The sequence below is a fragment of the Rhizobium rhododendri genome, assembly GCF_007000325.2.
GTDB lineage: Bacteria > Pseudomonadota > Alphaproteobacteria > Rhizobiales > Rhizobiaceae > Rhizobium > Rhizobium rhododendri.
On sequence record NZ_CP117268.1, the window covers coordinates 86,280 to 108,600 of the forward strand.

Consider the following 22,321-nt stretch of genomic DNA (forward strand, 5'->3'; position numbering starts at 1 on the left):
CTTTCACCAAAGTCTATTTTACGCAAACACTTATGACGCTTGCGGAGTTTGGCATGGATGTTGCAGGTCATGTAGCTTGCAGTCGGAGGGCTGCTTGTCATTTGCAGCCCGGAGGGCCGAGAGATCGGTTTGGGCGAAGAGGAGGATCTTGTGATAATTCCTGACGCTGGTAGCCCGACCAAGGGCAAACTTCCCTTTTATCGACAGATGTACGTGCAGGTACTGACGGCCATTGCCGCCGGTATTCTGCTCGGCCATTTCTATCCCCAGGTCGGCGCTTCCATGCAGCCGCTTGGCGATGCCTTCATCAAGCTTGTACGCATGGTCATCGCCCCCGTCATCTTCCTGACGGTGACGACGGGTATCGCCGGCATGTCGGATCTGAAGAAGTTCGGTCGCGTCGTCGGCAAGGCGCTGCTCTACTTTCTCATCTTCTCGACGCTTGCTCTCGTCGTCGGCCTCGTGGTGTCGAATGTCCTGCAGCCCGGCGCGGGCATGCATATCAATGCGGCCACTCTCGACACCAAGGCGGTCAACACCTATGCCGCCCAGGCGCACGATGCGACGATCATCGGCTTCCTGATGAACATCATCCCCGATACCATCGTCGGCGCCTTTGCCAAGGGCGATATCTTGCAGGTGCTGTTCTTCTCGGTGTTCTTTGGCATCGCGCTCGGTGCCGTCGGTGAGCGTGGACGCGTGGTTTCGGATTTCCTTCAGGCCCTTACGGCCCCGATCTTTCGTCTCGTTGCCATCCTGATGCGCTTTGCGCCCATCGGCGCCTTCGGTGCCATGGCCTTTACCATCGGCAAATACGGGATCGGCTCCATTGCCAATCTCGCCTTCCTGATCGGGACGTTCTACCTGACGTCGCTCCTGTTCGTGCTGGTCGTGCTCGGGGCCGTCGGCTGGTACAACGGATTCTCGATCCTCAACCTGATCCGTTATATCAAGGAAGAGCTTCTGCTCGTGCTCGGCACGTCGTCCTCGGAGGCTGCTTTGCCGGGCCTGATGAACAAGATGGAGCGGGCCGGCGTCAAGCGGTCGGTCGTCGGGCTGGTCATTCCGACCGGTTATTCGTTCAATCTCGATGGCACCAATATCTATATGACGCTGGCGGCACTGTTCATTGCCCAGGCAACCGACACACCGCTGACGCTCGGCGACCAGCTCCTGCTCCTGGCAGTGGCGATGCTGAGCTCTAAGGGCGCTGCAGGCATCACCGGCGCGGGCTTCATCACGCTGGCCGCAACACTGTCGGTTGTCCCCTCTGTGCCGATCGCCGGCATGGCGCTTATCCTCGGTATTGACCGCTTCATGTCGGAATGCCGTGCGCTGACCAATCTGGTCGGCAATGCGGTCGCGACTGTGGTCGTGGCACGTTGGGAAAACGAGCTGGACGAAGTCCAGTTTGCGGCCGCGATGAGGGGGGAGCTTTCGGGTACCCCCGAGATCCCCGCGTTGCAGGCCGCAGAGTGATCCCAGGCATCTAATGATCTTCGGCATGGCGCTCGCACCTCGATCGCCATGCCCCCCCCGAAAATCACCTATCCGCCGATGCGCTAAGCGATGTCTCCGCCGCATCGAGCCGACGTCGGTTGCTCCAGGCACGCGGCGTCGTACGTCTCAAGGACGGCATCGACAGACTGGATGAGAACGAGTTCGGCATCTATCGGCCGCCCCGACGGAATGACAAGGCTCGGTAGGAACTGCCTGGCGACGGTTTCCGGGATGACGACCCCCCGCAACGCCAGCAGCAGATTTTCCACTGCTTCCGTCGCTTGCGGCTTGCCCCAGTAATAGCGGATCCGGTCGCTGTAACTGTAATGCCGCTCCACTCTCAGCGCATTCCCCTCCCCATGATAATGGCCAAGCCAGTTCGTGGGATCGGCGAGCATCGTGTCTTCCATGGCTCGCATAAGCGACCGGTCGCCATAGCCCGGGACCAGTTCCGACGCGATCAGGTCGAGCCCGTACAGCGATTCGCGGTAGGCAAAAGTCAGGCCCGGTCCGACCTTCAGGATCGGATAGCCATCGCGCACCAAAGCCGACAGCGCCTCGACGGTCTGGTAGTCAGTGGAATGGGCCTCGAAGACAAATTGCGGGACCGCGTCGAGGACAGCGCCGAGATCGAATGCCGCTTCTGGCCTGTAGGCTATGACGTTGGCATTGCCGAATTCGACGCCGGGCTGGACGACGAAGGCGATTACCCGGGAGAAGGCATCGGCAAGTCCTGCCCGCTCGAATACCTCGCGGTGGATCTCGATGGTCGAACGTGCGTCAAGGGCTGAAGTCGGCGCCACTGTATCGAGGGCGTGGTCGGCGCCGCCGGGTGTCGGTACCTCGGTGCCGAGCACGTAGACCGGCATGGCGAGGCCGTTGGCCCGGGCGGCCTGCTCGGCGACTGCGGCAAGGCGGGCTGCCCGCTCGGCGATGATCCGGTCGCCGAGGCTCGCTGGCTCGCCGGCGCAAGCCATTGACGTATCCAGATGGATCTTGCTGAAGCCTGCCAGAACGTAGTGTCGGACCAGCGTCTCAGATTTCGACATGGCCGCCTCGGCAGTCTCTTTCTTCCAGGGGTTTGGACCGAGATGATCGCCGCCGAAAAGGATGCGGGAGCGCTCGAGGCCTTCGTCTGCGGCGATCCCGCAGACGAAGCCGATGAAGTCTGCCGGCGTCATGCCGGTGTAGCCGCCAAACTGGTTGACCTGGTTGCACGTTGCCTCGATCAGCACCTGCCGGCCGTTGTTTCTGGCGCGGCGCAACGCTGCCCGCAGCACCGTCGGGTGGGCGGAGCAGACAGAGGTGATGCCGAACGGCGAGCCCTCTTGCCGGGAAGAAGCGAGGCGTGTCAGCAGCTGGTTCATCAGATCACCCTCGGTGTGGTTCGCGCAAATTCCTGCAGTTCCTCAAGGCTGGAGACACCTTCCATCGGCCCTTGCCGCGTGACGTTGCGGGCGCCGGCGGCGTTGGCCAGCAACAGCGCACGCTCCGGCGTCGAGCCCATTCGCCGGGCAGTAAGATAGGTGGCGCCGAAACAATCGCCGGCGCCGGTCGGATCGACTTCGGAAACCGCGAAGGCGGCTGCATGAAGCGGCGGCGAGCCGGGTGCGAAACAGGAAGACCCATGGCGGCCGCGCTTCAGCACGATCTCGCCAATGCCAATACCAAGGAGCTTGTCGATGGCCGTCGGTTCGTCGCTGGTATCGGCTGCGATCAGCAGTTCGTCGTCGGACGGGAGCAGGAGGTCGGTGACGGCGAGCATATCGTCGAGCAGCTGCCTGCCCTCCCCGCCATTCGCCAGTTCCTTGCGAACATTAGGGTCGAAGGATACCGAGCCGCCGCGGGCCTTTATCGCCGAGACAGCAAAATGGATGATGTCGGAGGCGCCCGGAATGGCGAAAGCCGATCCCATGACATGCAAGTGGCCGCTGCGCTCGATCAGCGCCGTTGCAGGCGCCGTCAGCTGGATCCGGCCGGCAGCGGAGCTGGCGATATTGAACACGAAATCGCGGGCGCCATCCGGCCGGTAACGTACGAAAGCGCTCCCCGTTGGGAGATCGCCGATGACAGATATGGCTGAGACGTCGACACCGTCGCGCCGCAGCCTGTCGATATTGAGCTTGCCGAAATCGTCGTTACCGACGCTGGCGATGATGCCAGCCGATCCGCCCATGCGCGCGACCTGGTCGATGAAGATCGCGGGCGCGCCGCTGGCAAAGGGGCCGATCAGGGCCTGCGGCTCCAGAAAACCGTGGCCGACCGTCGTTGCCATGATCTCCACCAGGATTTCGCCGATCGTGATCGTCGGCCCGAGCGCTTCAAGCGCAAGCCCTCCGGTCTGTAAAGCAGACATCTTACCTCCCTCGCCCCGCCAAGGACGGATAATGCAATGCGGCGGTCCGTCTTGGCTAAAGAAAGGGAAATCGCGAGTCAACAGAATTTGACGCGAGTAAATTAAAGCACGCCTTACGAATTGCCTATCGCCTGTGCAGGTAAGCGCAATCAAGCAAACGAAACAGCCATTATGCTAAGTGATTTTCGACATATGACCGAAAATTCGGCAGCGGCCATCTCCGGTCGATTGACAGCAGCGCGCTTCGTTGCGATAAAACTTTACGCATGTAATTTTATGTGTAGGTTTTCTTTCGGGAGGAGAAACGAAGTCATGACAACAATTATTCGCACGCTGACCGCATCCGCCGTCGGCATCGGCCTGATGGCGGGAATGGCCCAGGCCGAGGAACTGACGATTGCCACCGTCAACAACGGTGACATGATCATCATGCAGAAGCTGGCGCCCGAGTGGGAGAAGAAGACGGGCAACAAGCTGAACTGGGTGGTGCTCGAGGAAAATGTCCTTCGCCAGAAGCTGACCACCGACATTGCCACGAAGAGCGGCCAGTTTGACATCATGACCATCGGTGGCTACGAGGCGCCGATCTGGGGCAAGTCCGGCTGGCTGGAGCCGGTTGGCGATCTCGGCAGCGACTATGACTACGACGACCTTCTGGCACCGATCAAGGCCGGCCTGACAGTCGACGGCAAGCTCTACGCAGTACCGTTCTACACCGAAAGCTCGTTCACTCTGTACCGCAAGGACCTGTTTGATGCGGCCGGTCTCAAGATGCCGGAGCAGCCGACCTACGACCAGATCAAGGAATACGCGGCCAAGCTCACCGACAAGTCGAAGGAGCAGTACGGTATCTGCCTTCGCGGCAAGCCGGGCTGGGGCGAGAACATGGCGTTCCTCGGAACCATGATCAACACCTATGGCGGCAGCTGGTTCGACATGAAATGGAAGCCGCAGATCAATTCGGCACCCTGGAAGAAGGCCGTCACCGACTACGTCGAGCTGCTGACCAAATACGGTCCTCCCGGTGTGACATCGAATGGCTTCAATGAAAACCAGGCGCTGTTTGCGACCGGCCATTGCGCCATGTGGATCGACGCGACGTCGGCCGCCGGCCGCGTGTTCGATCCGAAACAGAGCAAAGTCGCCGACAAGATCGCTTTCACGGCCGCCCCGATAGCGGTCACCCCGAACGGCGCCAGCTGGTCGTGGTCGTGGAACCTGGCGATCCCGGCAACATCGACCAAGGTCGAGGCCGCCAAGTCGTTCGTCAAATGGGCGACCTCCAAGGACTATGTGAAGCTGGTGGGAGAGAAGGAAGGTTGGGTCGCCGTGCCGCCGGGCACGCGCAAATCGACCTATGACCTGCCGGAGTACCAGAAGGCAGCGCCATTTGCCGCCGCCGTGCTGAAGGCCATCCTGTCGGCCGATCCGACCAAGGCCACGAAGGATCCGGTGCCCTACACCGGCGTCCAGTTCGTCGCCATTCCTGAGTTCCAGGGCATCGGCACCATCGTCGGCCAGCAGATATCGTCCGCGCTTGCCGGTCAGCAGACCGTCACCGCCGCCCTCGACAATGCCCAGAAACAGGTCGAGCGCGATATGAAGAAGGCTGGCTATCCGAAATGATCGATAGTGCTCGCGGCTTGCCGCCGCGAGCACCTTCCCGGGCGCTGGAAGTTTAACCTTCCCAAAGCCAGGGCTTTCCGGCAGACATTCGTTAGTATCTAGAATTTGGAGCGTGTTATGAGATTGAAGGACAAAGTCGCGCTGATTACCGGCGGTGCCCGCGGTATCGGCCTTGGTTTTGCAGAAGCCTTCGTCAAGGAAGGAGCGCGGGTCGTTATCGCCGACATCGACATCGACCGTGCCACCAAGGCCGCCGCTGTCATCGGCGATCGCGCCAGCGCCGTGAAGCTCGATGTCACCGATCTTTCGGCCATCGAGAGCGTCGTCAAGTCGGTCGATGAGGAGTTCGGCGGCATCGACATCCTCGTCAACAATGCCGCCATCTTCGACATGGCGCCGATCAACGAGATTACCGAGCAGAGCTATGAGCGCATCTTCGACATCAATCTCAAGGCGCCGCTGTTCATGATGAAAGCGGTCTCCAACGCCATGATCGCACGCGGTCGCGGCGGCAAGATCATCAATATGGCGAGCCAGGCCGGTCGTCGCGGCGAAGCGCTGGTGACCCTCTATTGCGCCTCCAAGGCGGCGATCATCTCGGCCACCCAGTCTGCGGCGCTCGCCCTCGTCAAGCACGGCATCAACGTCAACGCCATCGCCCCCGGTGTCGTCGACAGCGAAATGTGGGATGTCGTCGACGCCAGCTTCGCCAAGTGGGAAGGCCTGCAGCCCGGCGAGAAAAAGGCAGCCGTCGCCAAGTCCGTGCCGATCGGCCGCTTCGCGACACCCGACGATCTCAAGGGTATCGCTGTCTTTCTCGCATCCTCCGAAAGCGACTACATTCTCGCCCAGACCTACAATGTCGACGGCGGAAACTGGATGAGCTGACCTTACGGTCGGCCATCGTCTGAAAGTGTGCGGGAGGACGTCTTGGAAGCCATCAATTATACGGCCCTCGGCGTTGCCGATATCGCCGACCTGCCGATGCCGACGCTCTTGCCCGGCCAGGCGCTGATCCGGGTCAAGGCATCCGGATTGTGCCACACGGATATCGACGTTCTCTACGGCCGCTATGGCGAGGGGCATTTTCCAGTGGTACCTGGCCATGAATATGCGGGCGTCGTCGAGGCTGTCGCGGACGATGTGCGCTCGGTCAAGGTCGGCGCCCGCGTGGTCGTCGATCCCAACCTCACCTGCGGCCATTGTGACGCCTGCCTGAAGGGGCTCGGCAATCTCTGCCGGACGCTGAAGGCCTACGGGGTCACCCACAATGGCGGTTTTGCAGCCTACAGCGCCGTCGACGCCGGGCACCTGCACCAGATCGGCGACATGCCCTTCGAGCTCGCAGCACTTGCCGAGCCGCTCGGCTGCGTCCTCAACGGTCTCCGCAGTGCCAACCTTGTCACCGGTGCCCACGGCACGCAGACGGCACTGGTCTTCGGTGCCGGGCCGATCGGGCTGCTGCTCGCCCTCTCGCTGAAGGCCGAGGGCGTCGCCGCCGTGACGGTTGCCGACATCAACGAACGTCGTCTCGACTTTGCCGGTAGCCTCGGACTTGCCACCGCCGTCTCTGGGTCGGCGGATCTGGCCCGCTCCCGACGCCAATTCGATTTTGTCGCCGATGCCACGGGAATTCCCGCTGTCGTTGAGGGCATGGCCGATTTTACCGCCGATGGCGGCACCATGCTGGTGTTCGGCGTCTGCGCGCCGGATGCCCGGGTGTCGATCGCACCGTTCGAGATTTTCAGGCGGCAGTTGAAGCTTGTCGGTTCCCATTCGCTGAACAGGACCATTCCCGATGCACTTGCGATTCTGAAGCGGGATGCGGATCGGATGGGGCGGCTTGTGTCGCACCGACTGCCCCTCGCCGAGGTGCTGTCGTACCTAACCAGCAACTCGAAGGACGCGGCGACCATGAAGGTACAATATGTCGCCGACTAAGTGACTTTCTGGCCTCGATTGCTTGCCGATTCCGGCTTTTCGCCCGGTTACGAGTGATCTACAGGTGAACTCCTGATCGATGGGAGAGACAATGTGGCGAAACCGATAAGGACGATGGAGGATTTTTCCGAACTCGTCGGCCTGTCCCGTCCGACCGTGTCGAAATACTTCAACGATCCGAGCTCGGTGCGTCGCAAGACGCGGGATCTCATCGAGGATGCGCTGAAGAAATCCGGCTTTCGTCCCAACATGTTCGCCGTCAACCTCAACCGCCGGCGCAGCAATATCATCGGCGTCATCATCCCGAATTCGACCGATCCGTTCTACATGGCGCTCACCCGTCGGATCGAACTCATCGCCAACGAGGCCGGCTTTCTGGCTTTCGTGCTGTCCTCGGATGGCAAGGCCGGAATGGAGGACGAGGCGATCAAGACCTTCAAGTCGCTGAATGTTGCCGGCGCCATCATCGCGCCGCTCGGGATAGAATCGCACCACGCGACGCTGCAGCAGCTCGGCCAGAGCATTCCCCTCGTCTATGTGGACTCGCCGCTCGACGAGACCTCTGCTTTCGTCGGCACCAACAACCGCCAGAGCTTCAGCCTCATCGTCGATTACCTCTGCCGCTCCGGCGAGCCGCCCTGCTATTTCGGAATGCCTGACGTCAACACCAATGCCGCGACCAGGCGCCTTGCCTATATCGAGGCAATGGAGCAGTTCCGCCTCACCCCCGAACTCGTGGGGCTGTCCCCCGTTGCAAGCTGGGATTTCGAGCGTTTTGGTTTCGAGGAGGCAAACCGTATCCTGGCGTCGACATGCGGCTTTCCCTCCAGGACCATCCTTTGCGCCAACGACCGCGTCGCCTTCGGCGTTATTTCCGCCGCTTATCAGAAGGGAATGCGGGTCGGGCACGGCGCCGATTGCGACCTGCGCGTTGCCGGCCATGACGATCATCCGCTGTCGCGCTACGCCTGTCCGCCGATCACCACGGTTGCGCAGAACTACAACGAGATCGGCAAGCGCGCCATCGAACTCCTACTCAACAAGCTCGGCGAATCCACAGCCTCCACGCCGTCGGCTACCGTCGAGGAACGCATCCTGCTCAATGCCGAACTCATGCTGCGCAGTTCCGCGTGATGGCATCGGTTTGATCCAAGGGCTTGGTTACCTGCAATTGTCGTCTGCATGGCTTCTCGTAGATTGGCCCACGCCTCCCCGTTCACGAGGCCTTTCGGTCCGTGTCATGAAATTCTGATGGCCGGGGCACACCGTGTGCCTGATGATTTTTTAGTGAAGTGACACGCGATGTGCCCCGTTCGACACTTTTTATCCGCAACTCCGGATCCTCTGTTTCCGACCCGGGTCCCGTTGAGGGAAAAGCTGCCGGAGTTATGCCACACAGGCACGCCGAGCTTAGGGGCCCGAAGGGATCCACTTTCTGCGGACCCTTGAAGGAGTGCCTGCGTAGACGGCAACCCCTTCAAGACCCGTCCCCACCTCGCCGGCAACGCAGACCGGTGTATCCGATGGCGGAACGAGTGATTATAGATCGGGACGAAAGCACGGGGATGAAAATATGATGCCGGCATTCTTTCCAAACGAAAATCCCAACGGTTTATCCCCATGAGGTGCTGCGAGCAGGGGCGATGGAGGGAAGCGAGAGAGGAGTGTGTGTCGGTGAGAAAGATCAACCGCAAAGAACCACCGCCGCCTACCCTCATTCCTGTGCCCGTCATAGGAATCCAGCCGCCCAAGTCCCTAGGCGATAAGCACTTTCTCCACCAACGGGGATCCAGTCACGGCGCAGACGCGCCGTGACTGGATCCCCGTGACGGGCACAGGATTAGGGTCTGGGGAGCATCCCAGGCAAGGTTGGATCTTAGAATACGTGGCAGCAGTGATCCTTCTTTCACGGAGTTGGACACCGCGATAAATTCGAGTTTCCAATGCCTTGCTTGATCTGCCTCCTGACTTCCCCCATTCCTGTGACGAGGGAAAGTGGGGGGCACCCCAGGCGAGGTCGGACCTTCAAGGGTTCGGCAATTATGGATATATGTTTTATTGGGTTCGGGCGCTTGGATACGCATCATATTCCAGCGCGTTGCCCGATTTGCGTCCCGCTCCCTCGTTCCTGACCCGTCACACTCGCCCCTCCCCTGCTCTCTCATCCTGCCAGGGGAAAGTACGGGAAAGTGCGGGCGGGGTGCGGTTGGCGGCTTGTTCAATGGTGCGGGCAGCAATAGCATCGGGGTCCCTGCGGTCTGCAGGCCAGGCTTTACCATGCAAGGAACAGAACCGATGGCGCGTCACGATAAGCTGAAGCTCGGGACATTTGTCTATACGTTTGGATTTCATCCCGCGGCATGGTTGCATCCCGACAGTGATGTCAACGGTGCGAACGAGTTTAGTCATTTTCTCAACATCGCGAGGCTCTCGGAAGAGGCGAAGTTCGATTTTATGTTCCTCGCCGACTCCGCGGCCTCGGCCGTCGGCGATGCCGATGCGCTGGCGCGCCAGCCGACCAAGATGAACCGCTTCGAGCCGACATCGCTGCTTTCGGCGTTGGCTGTCACCACCACCCATCTCGGCCTGGTGGGAACGGTTTCCACCAGCTATTACGAGCCCTACAACGTTGCCCGCATCTTCGCCTCCATCGACCAGTTGTCGAAAGGTCGCGCCTGCTGGAACGTCGTTACGTCCGACCACAACGAAACGGGTTATAATTTCAACCGCGAGGGCCTCGATCCGCATGCGGTGCGCTACGAGCGCGGGACGGAGTTTGTCGATGTCGTGTTCGGCCTATGGGACAGTTTCGAGCGGGATGCGCTGTTGCGCGACAGGGAAAGCGGCATCTACTACGATAAGGACAAGCTGCATACGCTCGACCACAAGGGCAAGCATTTTCAGGTCCGGGGGCCGCTCAACATTGCCGGCTCGCCGCAGGGTCGTCCGGTCATCGCACAGGCCGGCGGTTCCGAGGCCGGCATGGATCTCGCTGCCCGCACCGCCGAGGTGGTGTTCGGCCTTGCCTCCAATATCGACCGTAGCCGCGCCTTCTACAAGAACGTCAAGGGACGCATGGCCGCCTATGGACGCAGCGAGGACGACCTGAAGATCATGCCGGGAGTGGTGCTGAATGTCGGCGCGACCATGGCCGAGGCGCAGGCCAAGGTCGATTTCATGATCGACAAGCTGCATCCCGATGTCGGCCGGCTGATGCTGTCCGAATTTCTCGAGGCCGATCTCACCGGCGTGCCGCTCGACCAGCCCTTCCCCATGGACCGGCTGCCGACAACGCCGCGCGGCTCCAAGGCGCTGTTCGACGAGCTGGTGGATTTCGTCAACAAGGGCCACACCGTCGGCGAACTTGTCCGGCACTATGCCGAGAAACATACCGGCAACGGTATTACGGGCACGCCAACCCAGATTGCCGACTTCATGGAGGAATGGTTCGAGACACGTGCCGCCGATGGCTTCATCCTGATGTTCCCGACGTTGCCGTCCAGCCTCACCGACTTCACCGAACTGGTGCTGCCGGAATTGCGCCGGCGCGGCCTGTTCCGGGAGGAATATGAGGGCCCGACGCTGCGCGAAAATCTCGGCCTGTCGATGCCGGTCAACCGCTACACGGCGGCCCGCAACAAGGGTTGAACGAGGGGCGCCGCAGCCCAATTGCCTGGGCTTTGGCGCCGGCACTCGAACGCCGGATGATGCCCGCCGCTCCACCGTCCGCTTTCGGACCGTCCCAGAGGCTGCACATAAACAAGACGTTATCAACTCTTGAAGTGTCCCTTAGGATGCCTACTTCGGCAGCGATCGTTAGGGTGGAGTAGACATGAAAGTTTTAGTGGTTGAGGACGAACCGATCATCGCGTTCGACCTCGAAAATCTCGTCCTCGATAATGGATTCGAGATTGCTGGGCTGGCGCGCACGCAGGTCGAGGCGCTGGCTCTGGCTCCCAAAGCCGACATTGCCCTTGTCGACATACAGCTCGCGGATGGTCCGACAGGTCCTAAAATTGCCCGCGAACTGATCGATCGATACGGGATCGAAGTGATTTTCATGACGGGGAATCCGGAGATGGTCGCTGATTTCTCCGGCGCCGTCTGCGTCGTGCCGAAACCGCAGAGCCTTGGGAAGATAGAGGCGGCATTGTTGAAGTCCTTGTCCATCATACAGGGCAAGCGGCGCGCGCGCGCATCCTAGGCGGAACTGCTTCTATCCATCTGCCGCAAATCTCATGACAGGCTTGAAACGCATCTATGACTACGCAGCACACACGTGCCGACATATTGGCGAACACTCTCGAGAAATTCCGTGGGGCCGGCGTTCCCATCGACGCCGATCCCATCCTGCGCGGCTGGCTGGAAGCCTGGGTCGATGGCGGTTTGAAAATGTCCGACATCGCGCAGCGCTACCAGGACCTGCTGAAGCAAAGACTGAGTGTCAATGCAAAGGTGGCGGGTGGCGATGAAGCCGAGGATCCGCTCAGCCTCGAACACAACCACCGACTCATGGACCGGCACGAATTGCTGGAAGAAGTGGCAAAGCTGCTGTCCGAAAAGCCCGAAGATAGCCGCTAATAACCAGCTTGTACTCTCGCAAAACGCATCAGCGCTTGCCGGAGTTGCATGCTGAAGTAGCGTTACGTTGCTGTGGTTGAGGCCGGTGTAGGCATTGTGGCAAGTTCGCAACGGTATGTTATTAGCTTCAGGCAGAAACCTTAGAAATATGAATAGAAGCAATGCAAATCGCTAACATGCGCCTATATGCAATATTCATTGAAGACGTCTGAACCGAACACCTTAAAAAATGTCCAAGGAAATCAAATGAAGAAGCTCCTCCTCGCGGCCCTGGTCTCAACCTCGCTGGTCTCCGTCGCAGCCGCTGCTGACATGACGCCACCGATGCAGCCACCAGCTGCCGTTGACAACGGCATGGGTTTTTACATCGGCTCGCTGAGCTCGGTCTCCTTCCTGAAGCACACGGACTTCGACATCCTGGGTGTCAACATCAACACGAAGTACGACACCGGCTTCTACAGCGCGCTCCGCGGCGGCTATAACTTTGGCTCGATGGGTTTCGTCGCTCCGCGCGTCGAACTTGAAGTCGGCTACGGCACGGCCTCGGTCGACCAGCACCGCGTCACCGGCATCGGCAGCTTCAGCTCGATCAATTCCTACGGCGATGCAAACACCATCCAGGGCTTCGTCAACGGCTACCTCGACATTCCGCTGGCACCGGCTGGCGACACCGGCATGCTGTCGGTCTTCACGCCTTACGTCGGCGGCGGCGTCGGTGCGATGAACCTCAAGCTGCGCAAGCAGGGCGTTGGTGGCGTTGGCACGCTCATGGACGACAGCAACACGGCATTCGCCTACCACCTCGACGCCGGCGTCGGCATCAACCTGCAGCCGATTTTCTCCGGTTCGTCGCTGTTCGAAAAGACAACGCTCGACATCGGTTATCGCTACACCGCAGCCGACAACTTCGACTTCACGGCCCGCGACGGCACGTCGTCCACCACTGATTTCCGCAGCAACGCTGTGACCTTTGGTCTCCGCAAGCAGTTCTAAGATCCGATTTCGGACATCAAAGGCTTCTTCAAAGGGCCCCGGCAAATATGCCGGGGCCGTTTTCGTTTCGCCTGATATTGTGTTTTCGGATCGTTTGCGGTTCAGACGATCAAGGTGGAATCGCGCCAAAGACGGAAGCCGCCTTCGAAAGCGAGGGTGTTGTCGCCACGACGGCAGGATTTTGGAAGCTCGTCCAGCTTGTCGACATTGCCGCCGCCGATAACGATGTAGTCCGGCAGCAAGGCTGCTTTCATCCGATCGACCACATCGAAGACGTGTCCGCGCCACTTCTTCTTGCCACGTTTTTTCAACCCGGCCTCGCCGAGGTAGTCTTCAAAGCTCTTGCCTTTCTTGTGCGACAGATGGGCGAGCTCCATCGGTTGCGCGACATTCTCGATGACCATGGCAGAGCCCAACCCGGTACCGAGTCCGAGGAAAAGCATGCGGCCGCCATCGTAGCTGCCGATAGCCTGCATCAGCGCATCGTTGACGATCTTGACCGGCTTGCCGAAGCTGTGGGCGAAGTCGAAGCCGACCCAGCCGTCACCGAGGTTGACAGGTTCCTCGATGGCGAAATTCCGGCGAACAGGACCGGGAAAGCCGATCGAGATCACATCGAATTCCCAATCGCTGACAAGCGTCTCGACAGCGCTGACCATGGCGGTCGCCGTCAGGGACGCTCCCGATTCAATTTTCCGCTCCGGCGTGCCAGCGCTCGTCATCACCTTGACATGCGACCCGCCGACATCGACCGACAGCACGACCTGCGGCTTGTCTGCGCTGCGGCTCTTAGTTTTCGTCATCGTTGTTTCCTGTATCTGCAGCTTCCCGAATGTTGTCCGGGACTATCGCTATATCTCGGTGAGGCATCAGGCAAAAGCAATATGCCGTGACCATCGTCGGGGATTACGGCAGGTAGGCGATAGCGGTGATCGCCGTTCCCACCACGCCAAGCGCCAGCGAAGCATACCATGGCCAGCGCTGGCCGCCGGTGATGATGGCAATCGTGGCGATGGCGATGGCAATGTGGAGAAAGGTGGTGGCGACCGTCAGAAAATGATGACGGCCCTCATGGCGTGTAGCTTCGACGTTCGATTGCTCCGACCGGGCTTCGAATTCCTTCGCGGTCTTGGCGGCATCCTGGCTTTCGGTCTCGTTGCGTCTTGCCTGTACCTGCCAATCGGGCGCGAGCGCCCCGCCCTGGGCGGCGGCGATGTCGTACATGTTCTTCTTGAGGCTCTTCGCCTCGAAGAAATTCCAGTTGTCGGTTGCCTTGTTCTGAAAGAGCACCGCCTCGGAGCGTGCCGCTGTCGCAGCCCCGCTCTCGATGGTTTCGAGACTGCCGGCGCTGGCAGCGAGGACGGCGAGAATGGCAATGCTGACGGCAACCCTCGACAGGAAGGAGTTGCCGCTATGGGCAGCGTGCTGTGCATGCTCGGTATGCTCGAAGGCTTCCGTGGCGTCGTTTTCCATCAATGTTTCCAATTGTTGACTGCATGGTTCCGGGCCGCAGTCAAAGTCGTTCACCAAGGCAATTTTGTGTTGGCAGCATGTTTAAACTGAAGCACGCGCTGCAACGCATACTTTGTTAATGATCACCGCCGCTGGAATCTGAAGTTACTGTAATATAACGGTGAATTAACGTCGATTCCGACAATTGCGCAAGCTGGATTGACTCCGGTTGCATCTTCTCTAAACTTGGCTGCAGAAGATAAGGGGCAAAAAGATGACGCGGTTCGAAGAAACGAGGAGAATAAGGTGCCGGGACGATGCCGGGCGCCACATTGTCATTATCGAGCAGAAGAAATGGCCGCGTTTTGCCTTTGCCAACCAACCGATAGAGCCGGTGTTCGACTATATGACCGAGGACGGTCAGGTGGCAAACAAGCTCGAGGGCGAGGATTTCCTCTTGCTCTTAACCGATGAAGTTTTTCACGCTGCCTGAGGCTTGCAGTAGCTATCACGCCTCCACAATCCTATAGTACCAAGCGCTGAATTGCGCTTCCGCGCCATCACTGGCACACCGTCGGCTGTTGTGCCGGCACGTTTCCCCGCCTCGCTGCCGTGTCGCCCGATGTGATCGCATGCCGCTTGGCCGCCTTCGAGAGAGTTCTCCACGACAGTCTCAGGCATGGAAAAACATCACTATCGGTAAAATTGTAGCTGCGTTTTGTCAGCTAATTAAGGGTCTAGTGTTATAAGCTATCCCTGACGTGAATGGCCGTGAGCATCCAGATGAATTACCCCCTCGCCGACAACGAAGATGAGCGCATCAGGGCGTTGGATTCATTCGGGCAGATGAATACGTCCCCGGATTCCGATTTCGACCAGATCGTGCAGATGGCCTCGCGGATATTCGACGTTCCGGTCGTACTGATCTCGCTGGTGCACCGCGACCGGCAATTCTTCAAAGCGCGGGTTGGCCTCGATGTGTGCGAGACCGGACGAAACGTGTCGTTCTGCACTTACGCTATCATGGCAGCAGACGTCTTCGTCGTTCCCGACGCAAGTCTGGACCCACGGTTCAGTGACAATGCTCTGGTCACCGGTTATCCCTGTATCCGGTTCTATGCCGGCGCGCCGCTGCTGACCAAGGAGGGCCACGGTATCGGTAGCCTTTGCCTGATCGACAACAAGCCTAGGCTCGATTTCTCCGAACGGGACAGGCGGGTGCTTCAGGATCTGGCTTCCATGGTGCTGGATCGGATGGAGTTCCGCCGTCTGGAGTGTTCCGACCGGGAAAGCCGCAGCCGCTTCCGCAATATTGCCTCGACCTCTCCGGACGGGATTATCTGCGCTGATAGCAACAATCGCATTACGTCGTGGAACGGCGCAGCTGAGGCCATGTTCGGCTACTCCGTCGAGGAAGCGCTCGGACGGTCCCTCGACATCATCGTGCCGAAGGCTATGCATGCAAGACACGGTGCCGGATTGGCGCGCATGGCTGCTGGCGGCCCTGCCCGCATCATCGGCACGTCGGTGAACCTCACCGCCTGCAGGCGCGACGGCTCCGAGTTTCCGATCGAACTCTCCCTCTCCCAGTGGTCCGAGAGCGGCGAGCGCTTCTTCGGCGCGATCATCCGCGACATCACGCTGCGGGCCGAGGCAGAACGCCAGATGAAGCTCGCTGCAGAATTCGACCATCTCACCGGCCTTTCCAACCGCCCAAGCCTCAACCGTCAGATGAACCGTGCCTGTTCGGTCGGCGCCCACGCAACCGTGGTGCTGATCGATCTCGACGGCTTTAAGGACGTCAACGATATGCTTGGACATTCGGCCGGAGACTTCGTGCTGCAGGTCATTGCCGAAAGGCTGCGGAAGGCGACTGCCGACGACCAGATGGTGGCGCGTCTCGGCGGTGATGAGTTTGTGATCTTTCTCACTGGCACGGCCGATCCTCTCAAGGCTGCCAAGCTCGGCCTGTCGCTGATCGCCCTCATCGAGGAACCGATCGAATTCGAGGACCAGCCTATCCACATCGGTGCCAGCATCGGGATCGCCGTGACGATTGCCGGCGATTGCGACTACGAAGAACTTCTCGGCAACGCCGATCTAGCGCTCTACCAGGCAAAAGGCGACGGACGTCATCTGGTCCGGGTGTTTACGCCCGAACTTCGCCAGAGCGCTTCGCGCAAGGGCGCGATCAGCTCGTCGTTGCGCCAGGCATGGCAGCGCCGGGAATTCGAACTTTACTATCAGCCCCAGGTCAACCTTGCCGACGGGCGCCTGACCGGCGCCGAAGCGCTGATAAGATGGAACCACCCGACGCTCGGAGTGGTGTCGCCGTCTGCCTTCCTGCCGGTGCTGGAGGTCGGCCTTCTTGCGGTGCCCGTCGGCGAATGGATCCTGCGCTCCGCCTGCCGGCAGGCGGCCCGCTGGCGGCGTGCCGGGATTGCGGATTTTCGCATCGGCGTGAACCTTTTTGCAGCCCAGTTCCGGACCCGGGATTTTGCCGAGGTTGTCGAGGCAATACTCGAAGAGTTCGATCTGCCGCCGGCAGCGCTCGAGCTGGAGATAACAGAGAACATCATTCTTCAGAACGAGCAAAGGATCATGCAGCCCCTGCGCCGCCTTCGTGCCCTCGGCGTCGGGATTGCCTTCGACGACTTCGGGACCGGCTTTGCATCGCTCAGCCTGCTGAAGGACTATCCTGTCAGCCGGCTGAAGATCGACCGCTCCTTCGTCAGCGGTGTCGATCGCAGCGAGAAGGATGGTGCCATAATCGAGGCCGTCGTCAAACTGGCCGACGGCTTCAGCCTGGAGGTGATTGCCGAGGGCATCGAGACGGAGGAACAGGAAATGCTGATGCGGCACTACAACTGCGACGAGGGGCAGGGCTATCTCTACGGCAGGCCGATGACTGTTGACGCCTTCGAGCAGCGCTATCTCGCCAATGGGGGCCGCAGTGACGCCGCTGCCGTTGTGGCCCGCATGGGCGATTCATAGAGACTGTCGTAACAATGCGCTGACCTTGTGCATGTCGTTTCAAGATATGGCGCCGATAAGTTGCCAGGTGGCAACTTCGTTAAGAGCAGAGCAACACCCTTTCCGGCGCTAACTGCTCATTAACCCTTATTTTCTTGCCAAGCATTGCGACTCGGAGCATCCTCGCCTACGGATAATCCTCGTACCTTGGAGAAAATGCGTAGTTATGACGAAGGCCCGTAGTCAGCTTGGGGATACCATGATGCCGAGGCGTCCAATGACGGAAGTCATTGCGGCCGATGGCGCTGCTTTGTCGCAGGAGCTGCTGGCGATGCGTCAGGCGCTTTTCCCGCCGGTATCGCAGAAAACCTTGCGGTCATTTTCGTCCGTCGAGTCGGCAAAGCTTATCGGCATTACCGACGCCTATCTTCGCCAGCTTTCGCTGAATGGCAAGGGCCCGCAGCCGACAATAACCGCCGGCGGTCGTCGCTCCTATACGCTCGATCAGATCAACGAGATTCGCGTTGTGCTGGATGAGAACTCCAAGGGCAAGCACTACGTGCCTCGTCGTCGCGAGGGCGAGCATTGCCAGGTCATGGCAGTGGTCAATTTCAAGGGCGGCAGCGGCAAGACAACGACTGGGGCGCACCTTGGGCAATATCTCGCCCTGCAGGGATACCGTGTCCTTGCTGTCGACCTCGATCCGCAAGCGTCTCTGACTGCCTTGCATGGCTATCAGCCGGAATACGATATCGGCCCTAACGAGACGATGTACGGCGCCGTCCGCTACGATGGCGATCGGCGCCCGCTCACCGACATCATCCGCCGCAGCTATATACCGGGTCTCGATCTGGTGCCGGGTAACTTGGAGCTGATGGAGTTCGAACACGATACACCGCGCGCTCTTGCCGAGCGATCTGCAGAACCGTTTTTCGGGCGCGTTGCATCGGCTCTGGGGACAGTCGCGGACAACTACGACGTCATGGTCCTCGACTGCCCACCCCAACTCGGTTTCTTGACGCTCGGAGCCTTGTGTGCGTCGACCGGCCTGCTGATCACGGCCCATCCGCAGATGCTCGATGTGATGTCCATGTGCCAGTTCCTGCTGATGGCATCCGATCTTCTCGGTGTCGTGCAAGAGTCCGGCGGGGATCTCGACTATGATTTCATCCGCTATGTGGTGACGCGCTATGAGCCCTCCGATGCGCCGCAGGCGCAGATGGTCGGATTCATGCGGTCGCTGTTCCGTGAACGCGTGCTTACGAATGTCATGTTGAAGTCGACGGCGGTGTCGGATGCCGGTCTCTCCAAGCAGACGCTCTACGAGGTAGGCCGGGAGAACTTTTCCAAGAACACCTATGACCGCGCCATCGAATCTCTGGATGCAGTCAACGGTGAAATCGAGAGCCTGATCAGGCAGGCCTGGCGGAGGGCAACATGAGCAGAAAAGACACTCTCAAGGCCATGCTTTCGCGCCGTGAACAGGAGTTGCCAACTGGCAACTCCACAGCTGGTGACCCTGCCCCGCAGGTCGAACTGCCAGCGGAAAAGAAGCTTCATCACATCCGTTCCGGTGCCGTTGGTGCGATGGGTCGCTCCCTCGGCAATATCGCCAGCGCTGCCGATCAGGCGAGAGCGCTGATCGCAGCTGGCGCTGCTGTTGTCGAAATACCGACGGATAAAATAGAAGCCTCCTTCATTTCGGATCGCCTCGCTGACGATGGTGTCGATCTGGCCCGTCTCACCGATGCAATTCGTGAATCCGGCCAGAAAAGTCCCATCCTCGTTCGCCCTCACCCTGACAAGCCGGACAGCTACCAGATCGCCTTCGGTCATCGCCGCGTACGCGTCATGGCGGCCCTCAAGCGGCCGGTGAAGGCCGTGGTGCAGAACCTCAGCGATGAAGAGCTGGTGGTTATCCAGGGGCAGGAAAATTCGGCACGTGCCGACCTCAGCTATATCGAGCGCGGACTGTTTGCTCTTGCGCTGGAAGAACGCGGCTTCGACCGTCGCGTCATCATGTCGTCGCTCGGCATGGAGAAGACGCAGCTGTCGAGGCTGATGAGCGTCGCCCATTCAGTGCCGCGGTCGCTTATCGAAGCGATAGGCTCGGCACCGAAGGCCGGCCGTCCGCGATGGGTGGCTCTTGCAGAACGTCTCGCCGATGCAAAACAGGGTTCCGCGCTTCAAAGCCTGCTCGATAGCCGGGCATTCAAGGATGCCGACAGCGACAGCCGTTTCGGTCAGGTGATGGAATGTCTGGCTGTCCAGAAGACGCGCAAGAAGCCCGAAGCTGTGAAAAGCAGTGTCGGTGTCCAGCTGGCGACGCTCGAGCGCGGAGGTTCAAAGATCAATATGGTGTTCGACGAAAAGACGGCACCGGCTTTTGCCGATTACGTCGCCGCACGACTAGCGCAGCTGCATCAATCCTATCTCGCGGAGCGACAGGCAGATTAAGCCCCAGCATCGTGAACCCGTTTTAACGAAGCAAAAGAGGACTGTACCGCAAAAGAAAAAAGCCCCCGAACGTTGCCGTCACGGACGCTTTCTCTAAGTCTCGCAGCTTGCGAATCGCATTTTCCGGAAACACCATCAAGAATGTTGGCTCCGTTTGGTGAGCAGATTTCTATTGCCCTATTGAAGGTGACGAGAAAATGCAGACAGGAAGTGTGACGACGCCCTTTGGTCGGCGGGAGATGACGCTTGGCCTGCTGGCAAGCCAATGCTCGGTCTTTCCGACAGGGCGCTGGCGGTGCTGAACGCGCTGCTGAGCTTCTATCCGGGCAATGAGCTCAGTGCAAAGCACGGCCTCGCTGTCTTTCCCTCCAACGCCCAGCTGTCGATCCGCGCCCACGGCATTGCGCCAGCGACGCTGCGCCGCCATCTGGCAGCGCTGATGGACGCCGGATTGCTGGTGCGCAAGGATAGCCCGAACGGCAAGCGCTTTGCGCGCCGGGACGGGGAGGGGGAGGTCGACCAGGCCTATGGCTTCAATATCGCCCCGCTAATTGCCCGCTCTGATGAAATCCAGACACTGGTGGCGCACGTCACCGTCGATCGCGTCCTGTTCAGGGCGATGCGCGAGCGCCTGTCGCTCTGCCGGCGTGACATTGCCAAGCTGATCGCGACGGCGCTGGAAGAGGGCGTGCCGGGTGACTGGCCTATGGTGCATGGGCATTTCCGCGATCTCATAGCCCGGATCCCACGCTCGCCCGACATCCATGACATCACGCCTATTGTCGAAGAGATCGATGAGGCCCCTGCGGCGGATGAGGCTTTCGAGCGCATAAGCCTAACGGATGGCCGTTTGGTGAAACCACGACGGCGAGCAGAGATCAACCGGGCCTAAAGGCGTTTCCGCTCGGGCTTGTGTTGCAGGCCTGCCCGGAAATCCTGTCCTGCGGCCCGGGCGGCAGTATCGGCAATTGGCGAGACCTGATGTGGGTCAGCCCCAGCGCCTACGAGGAGGCTTGCGCCATCATGGGGCCCGAGAATGCGGCGACCGTCACGGCCTGCGTGCTGGAACGGGCCGGCAGCATCACGTCGGCCGTCAGATATCTGCGCGACCTCACCTGCAGGACGGAGCGCGGCGAGTTCGCCATCGGCCCGATGCTGATGTCGCTCGCAAGGGCCAATGCCGGTAGACGCGAGCAGACAGGGTGAGAGAATGATAGATGGCGATTTGCTAGACAGGATATCCGCGTTGTCAATTCGGCCACGCTAAGTTCTGAGCAATGGAAGCGTTGTGCCTTTTTACTACCGATAAGCTACCGACTGCTCATTACTGCAAATGGCTGAACGTTCGTAAAAATGGTTTTTTCGAGGTAAATAGTTCGGGCATCGGTCAAGAGGTCGCCAAGGCTCGCGGCAATTTTTGCTAAGCCTTGGCAACGAGTTTTGAAGTTCTATAGCCTTAGGCGGCCTTGCTTTCGCCGACTGCGGCAAACTGCTTCGACCAATCGGCATACCAGGTCTGGAACAGAGCAAACTGCTTTTCGACGAAACCGCGCTGGCTGTCGGACAGGCTGTCCGTTTCGTTGAAGTGCAGCGTGAATTCGGGATGGCCGGTGAGCACGAGCATGTGCTTGTAGTAGAGAACCAAATCCGGGCCTTCGTCGAAGGAGGACAGGACGCCAAGCGCCGCTTCGAGTTCCAGGGCGTGGGCGCGGGCCTTTGCATCGCCGGCGGCTGCGGCCTCGGACAGGGAAACAAGATGCAGGACTTCGCGGGGCAGGACATTGCCGATCCCGGTGATGGCGCCAGCCGCGCCGCAATTGACGAAACCGTGGAAGACCGCGGTATCGACGCCGACCATCAATGTGACGCCGTCGTCGCGGCTGGTGATGTGTTCAGCCGCATAGCGAAGGTCGGACGGACCGCCGAATTCCTTGAAACCGATGAGGTTCTTGTGTTCGTTGCGGAGTTCGAAAAACAGGTCCGCGCGTGTGGCAAAGCCGTAATAGGGGCTGTTGTAGATGACAGCCGGAAGTTCTGGGGCAGACGAGAGAACCGTCTTGAAATGAGCGCGCTGGGCCGAAACCGATGTGCCGCGCGACAGCACGCGCGGTATGACCATCAGGCCGTGGGCGCCGACGCGCTGGGCGTGGGCTGCGTGAGCGGCTGCCATCCGGGTGTTGACGGCGCCGGTACCGACGATGACGCGAAGACCGGCCTTCACCAGGCGCTCGACGCCTTCCATCCGCTGCTCGTCCGTCAGCAGTGGCCAGTCGCCCATCGATCCACAATAGACCACGGCAGACATGCCGGCCGCGACCAGTTCCTTGCCCTTGCGCACGAGACCGTCGAAGTCGGGGCTGCGGTCGGCATTGCATGGCGTCATCAGGGCCGGAATGCAGCCGGTGAAAATATTGGAAGTCATTGCACTCTCCATCATGGTGT

At 60.0% G+C, this 22,321-nt stretch carries 18 protein-coding genes and 1 pseudogene; 14 read left to right on the forward strand and 5 right to left on the reverse strand.

Annotation, left to right across the window (positions count from 1 at the left end; genetic code table 11):
- Positions 1 to 207: 207 nt before the first annotated feature.
- The gene (locus PR018_RS18230; protein ID WP_244615553.1) at positions 208 to 1,479 is read left to right on the forward strand and encodes a dicarboxylate/amino acid:cation symporter; all 1,272 of its coding nucleotides are present in this window, start codon (positions 208 to 210) and stop codon (positions 1,477 to 1,479) included.
- Positions 1,480 to 1,562: 83 nt separating this feature from the next.
- Here the strand turns inward: PR018_RS18230 and PR018_RS18235 are convergent, their stop codons facing one another.
- Together PR018_RS18235 and PR018_RS18240 are read right to left on the reverse strand one after the other, a co-directional pair.
- On the reverse strand, positions 1,563 to 2,867 hold the full coding sequence (locus tag PR018_RS18235) for a D-tagatose-bisphosphate aldolase, class II, non-catalytic subunit (protein ID WP_142832186.1): 1,305 nt from the start codon (positions 2,865 to 2,867) through the stop codon (positions 1,563 to 1,565).
- Complete coding sequence (locus tag PR018_RS18240; RefSeq protein ID WP_142832185.1) at positions 2,867 to 3,856, reverse strand: tagatose kinase; 990 nt, start codon at positions 3,854 to 3,856, stop codon at positions 2,867 to 2,869. Before PR018_RS18240 ends, PR018_RS18235 begins: the two co-directional genes overlap by 1 nt.
- Positions 3,857 to 4,168: 312 nt before the next feature.
- Between PR018_RS18240 and PR018_RS18245 the strand changes: the two genes are divergently transcribed.
- The 8 genes from PR018_RS18245 to PR018_RS18280 all read left to right on the forward strand — a co-directional run bounded on the left by PR018_RS18245 (position 4,169) and on the right by PR018_RS18280 (position 12,997).
- Positions 4,169 to 5,482 carry an ABC transporter substrate-binding protein gene (locus PR018_RS18245; RefSeq protein WP_161991023.1) on the forward strand — a complete coding sequence of 438 codons (1,314 nt, stop codon included), beginning with the start codon at positions 4,169 to 4,171 and terminating at the stop codon, positions 5,480 to 5,482.
- A gap of 117 nt (positions 5,483 to 5,599) precedes the next feature.
- Positions 5,600 to 6,370 carry an L-iditol 2-dehydrogenase gene (locus PR018_RS18250; protein ID WP_142832184.1) on the forward strand — a complete coding sequence of 257 codons (771 nt, stop codon included), beginning with the start codon at positions 5,600 to 5,602 and terminating at the stop codon, positions 6,368 to 6,370.
- A gap of 42 nt (positions 6,371 to 6,412) precedes the next feature.
- Complete coding sequence (locus tag PR018_RS18255) at positions 6,413 to 7,423, forward strand: zinc-dependent alcohol dehydrogenase family protein (protein WP_374108311.1); 1,011 nt, start codon at positions 6,413 to 6,415, stop codon at positions 7,421 to 7,423.
- Between the two features lie 114 nt (positions 7,424 to 7,537).
- Positions 7,538 to 8,557 carry a LacI family DNA-binding transcriptional regulator gene (locus PR018_RS18260; protein WP_142832203.1) on the forward strand — a complete coding sequence of 340 codons (1,020 nt, stop codon included), beginning with the start codon at positions 7,538 to 7,540 and terminating at the stop codon, positions 8,555 to 8,557.
- Positions 8,558 to 9,718: 1,161 nt separating this feature from the next.
- Positions 9,719 to 11,071, forward strand: a complete 1,353-nt coding sequence (locus PR018_RS18265; protein WP_142832183.1) for an LLM class flavin-dependent oxidoreductase — start codon at positions 9,719 to 9,721, stop codon at positions 11,069 to 11,071.
- A 184-nt stretch (positions 11,072 to 11,255) separates the two neighbouring features.
- Positions 11,256 to 11,627, forward strand: a complete 372-nt coding sequence (locus PR018_RS18270) for a response regulator (RefSeq protein WP_142832182.1) — start codon at positions 11,256 to 11,258, stop codon at positions 11,625 to 11,627.
- Positions 11,628 to 11,683: 56 nt separating this feature from the next.
- Positions 11,684 to 12,004, forward strand: a complete 321-nt coding sequence (locus tag PR018_RS18275; RefSeq protein ID WP_142832181.1) for a hypothetical protein — start codon at positions 11,684 to 11,686, stop codon at positions 12,002 to 12,004.
- Between the two features lie 246 nt (positions 12,005 to 12,250).
- A complete protein-coding gene (locus tag PR018_RS18280; RefSeq protein ID WP_142832180.1) occupies positions 12,251 to 12,997 on the forward strand; it encodes an outer membrane protein in 747 nt (248 codons plus the stop codon).
- A 101-nt stretch (positions 12,998 to 13,098) separates the two neighbouring features.
- Here PR018_RS18280 and PR018_RS18285 read toward each other — a convergent pair whose 3' ends face one another.
- Positions 13,099 to 13,800 (reverse strand): ROK family protein, encoded by a 702-nt coding sequence (locus PR018_RS18285; protein ID WP_142832179.1) that lies wholly within the window; start codon positions 13,798 to 13,800, stop codon positions 13,099 to 13,101.
- A 103-nt stretch (positions 13,801 to 13,903) separates the two neighbouring features.
- Positions 13,904 to 14,470, reverse strand: coding sequence for a DUF4337 family protein (locus tag PR018_RS18290; RefSeq protein WP_142832178.1), 567 nt, complete (start codon positions 14,468 to 14,470; stop codon positions 13,904 to 13,906).
- Positions 14,471 to 14,723: 253 nt separating this feature from the next.
- Between PR018_RS18290 and PR018_RS18295 the strand changes: the two genes are divergently transcribed.
- The 5 genes and pseudogenes from PR018_RS18295 to repC all read left to right on the forward strand — a co-directional run bounded on the left by PR018_RS18295 (position 14,724) and on the right by repC (position 21,085).
- A complete protein-coding gene (locus PR018_RS18295; protein WP_142832177.1) occupies positions 14,724 to 14,942 on the forward strand; it encodes a hypothetical protein in 219 nt (72 codons plus the stop codon).
- Positions 14,943 to 15,232: 290 nt separating this feature from the next.
- Complete coding sequence (locus tag PR018_RS18300; protein ID WP_142832176.1) at positions 15,233 to 17,443, forward strand: putative bifunctional diguanylate cyclase/phosphodiesterase; 2,211 nt, start codon at positions 15,233 to 15,235, stop codon at positions 17,441 to 17,443.
- A 256-nt stretch (positions 17,444 to 17,699) separates the two neighbouring features.
- Positions 17,700 to 18,863: a plasmid partitioning protein RepA gene (repA, locus tag PR018_RS18305; RefSeq protein WP_142832175.1), complete on the forward strand. Its 1,164-nt coding sequence runs from the start codon at positions 17,700 to 17,702 to the stop codon at positions 18,861 to 18,863.
- On the forward strand, positions 18,860 to 19,879 hold the full coding sequence (gene repB, locus PR018_RS18310) for a plasmid partitioning protein RepB (protein WP_142832174.1): 1,020 nt from the start codon (positions 18,860 to 18,862) through the stop codon (positions 19,877 to 19,879). The genes repA and repB overlap by 4 nt, the downstream gene beginning before the upstream one ends.
- 197 nt (positions 19,880 to 20,076) lie before the next feature.
- Positions 20,077 to 21,085: pseudogene (gene repC, locus PR018_RS18315) on the forward strand (plasmid replication protein RepC).
- Between the two features lie 250 nt (positions 21,086 to 21,335).
- Here repC and PR018_RS18320 read toward each other — a convergent pair.
- A complete protein-coding gene (locus PR018_RS18320; protein ID WP_142830815.1) occupies positions 21,336 to 22,301 on the reverse strand; it encodes a dihydrodipicolinate synthase family protein in 966 nt (321 codons plus the stop codon).
- Positions 22,302 to 22,321 lie beyond the last annotated feature (20 nt).

What these genes read in the sequence shown, in the direction of transcription:
- PR018_RS18230 (WP_244615553.1), top strand. Translation starts at nt 208, where the DNA reads ATGTACGTGCAGGTACTGACGGCCATTGCCGCCGGTATTCTGCTCGGC.
- PR018_RS18235 (WP_142832186.1), bottom strand. Translation starts at nt 2,867, where the DNA reads ATGAACCAGCTGCTGACACGCCTCGCTTCTTCCCGGCAAGAGGGCTCG.
- PR018_RS18240 (WP_142832185.1), bottom strand. Translation starts at nt 3,856, where the DNA reads ATGTCTGCTTTACAGACCGGAGGGCTTGCGCTTGAAGCGCTCGGGCCG.
- PR018_RS18245 (WP_161991023.1), top strand. Translation starts at nt 4,169, where the DNA reads ATGACAACAATTATTCGCACGCTGACCGCATCCGCCGTCGGCATCGGC.
- PR018_RS18250 (WP_142832184.1), top strand. Translation starts at nt 5,600, where the DNA reads ATGAGATTGAAGGACAAAGTCGCGCTGATTACCGGCGGTGCCCGCGGT.
- PR018_RS18260 (WP_142832203.1), top strand. Translation starts at nt 7,538, where the DNA reads ATGGAGGATTTTTCCGAACTCGTCGGCCTGTCCCGTCCGACCGTGTCG.
- PR018_RS18265 (WP_142832183.1), top strand. Translation starts at nt 9,719, where the DNA reads ATGGCGCGTCACGATAAGCTGAAGCTCGGGACATTTGTCTATACGTTT.
- PR018_RS18270 (WP_142832182.1), top strand. Translation starts at nt 11,256, where the DNA reads ATGAAAGTTTTAGTGGTTGAGGACGAACCGATCATCGCGTTCGACCTC.
- PR018_RS18275 (WP_142832181.1), top strand. Translation starts at nt 11,684, where the DNA reads ATGACTACGCAGCACACACGTGCCGACATATTGGCGAACACTCTCGAG.
- PR018_RS18280 (WP_142832180.1), top strand. Translation starts at nt 12,251, where the DNA reads ATGAAGAAGCTCCTCCTCGCGGCCCTGGTCTCAACCTCGCTGGTCTCC.
- PR018_RS18285 (WP_142832179.1), bottom strand. Translation starts at nt 13,800, where the DNA reads ATGACGAAAACTAAGAGCCGCAGCGCAGACAAGCCGCAGGTCGTGCTG.
- PR018_RS18290 (WP_142832178.1), bottom strand. Translation starts at nt 14,470, where the DNA reads ATGGAAAACGACGCCACGGAAGCCTTCGAGCATACCGAGCATGCACAG.
- PR018_RS18295 (WP_142832177.1), top strand. Translation starts at nt 14,724, where the DNA reads ATGACGCGGTTCGAAGAAACGAGGAGAATAAGGTGCCGGGACGATGCC.
- PR018_RS18300 (WP_142832176.1), top strand. Translation starts at nt 15,233, where the DNA reads ATGAATTACCCCCTCGCCGACAACGAAGATGAGCGCATCAGGGCGTTG.
- repA (WP_142832175.1), top strand. Translation starts at nt 17,700, where the DNA reads ATGACGGAAGTCATTGCGGCCGATGGCGCTGCTTTGTCGCAGGAGCTG.
- repB (WP_142832174.1), top strand. Translation starts at nt 18,860, where the DNA reads ATGAGCAGAAAAGACACTCTCAAGGCCATGCTTTCGCGCCGTGAACAG.
- PR018_RS18320 (WP_142830815.1), bottom strand. Translation starts at nt 22,301, where the DNA reads ATGACTTCCAATATTTTCACCGGCTGCATTCCGGCCCTGATGACGCCA.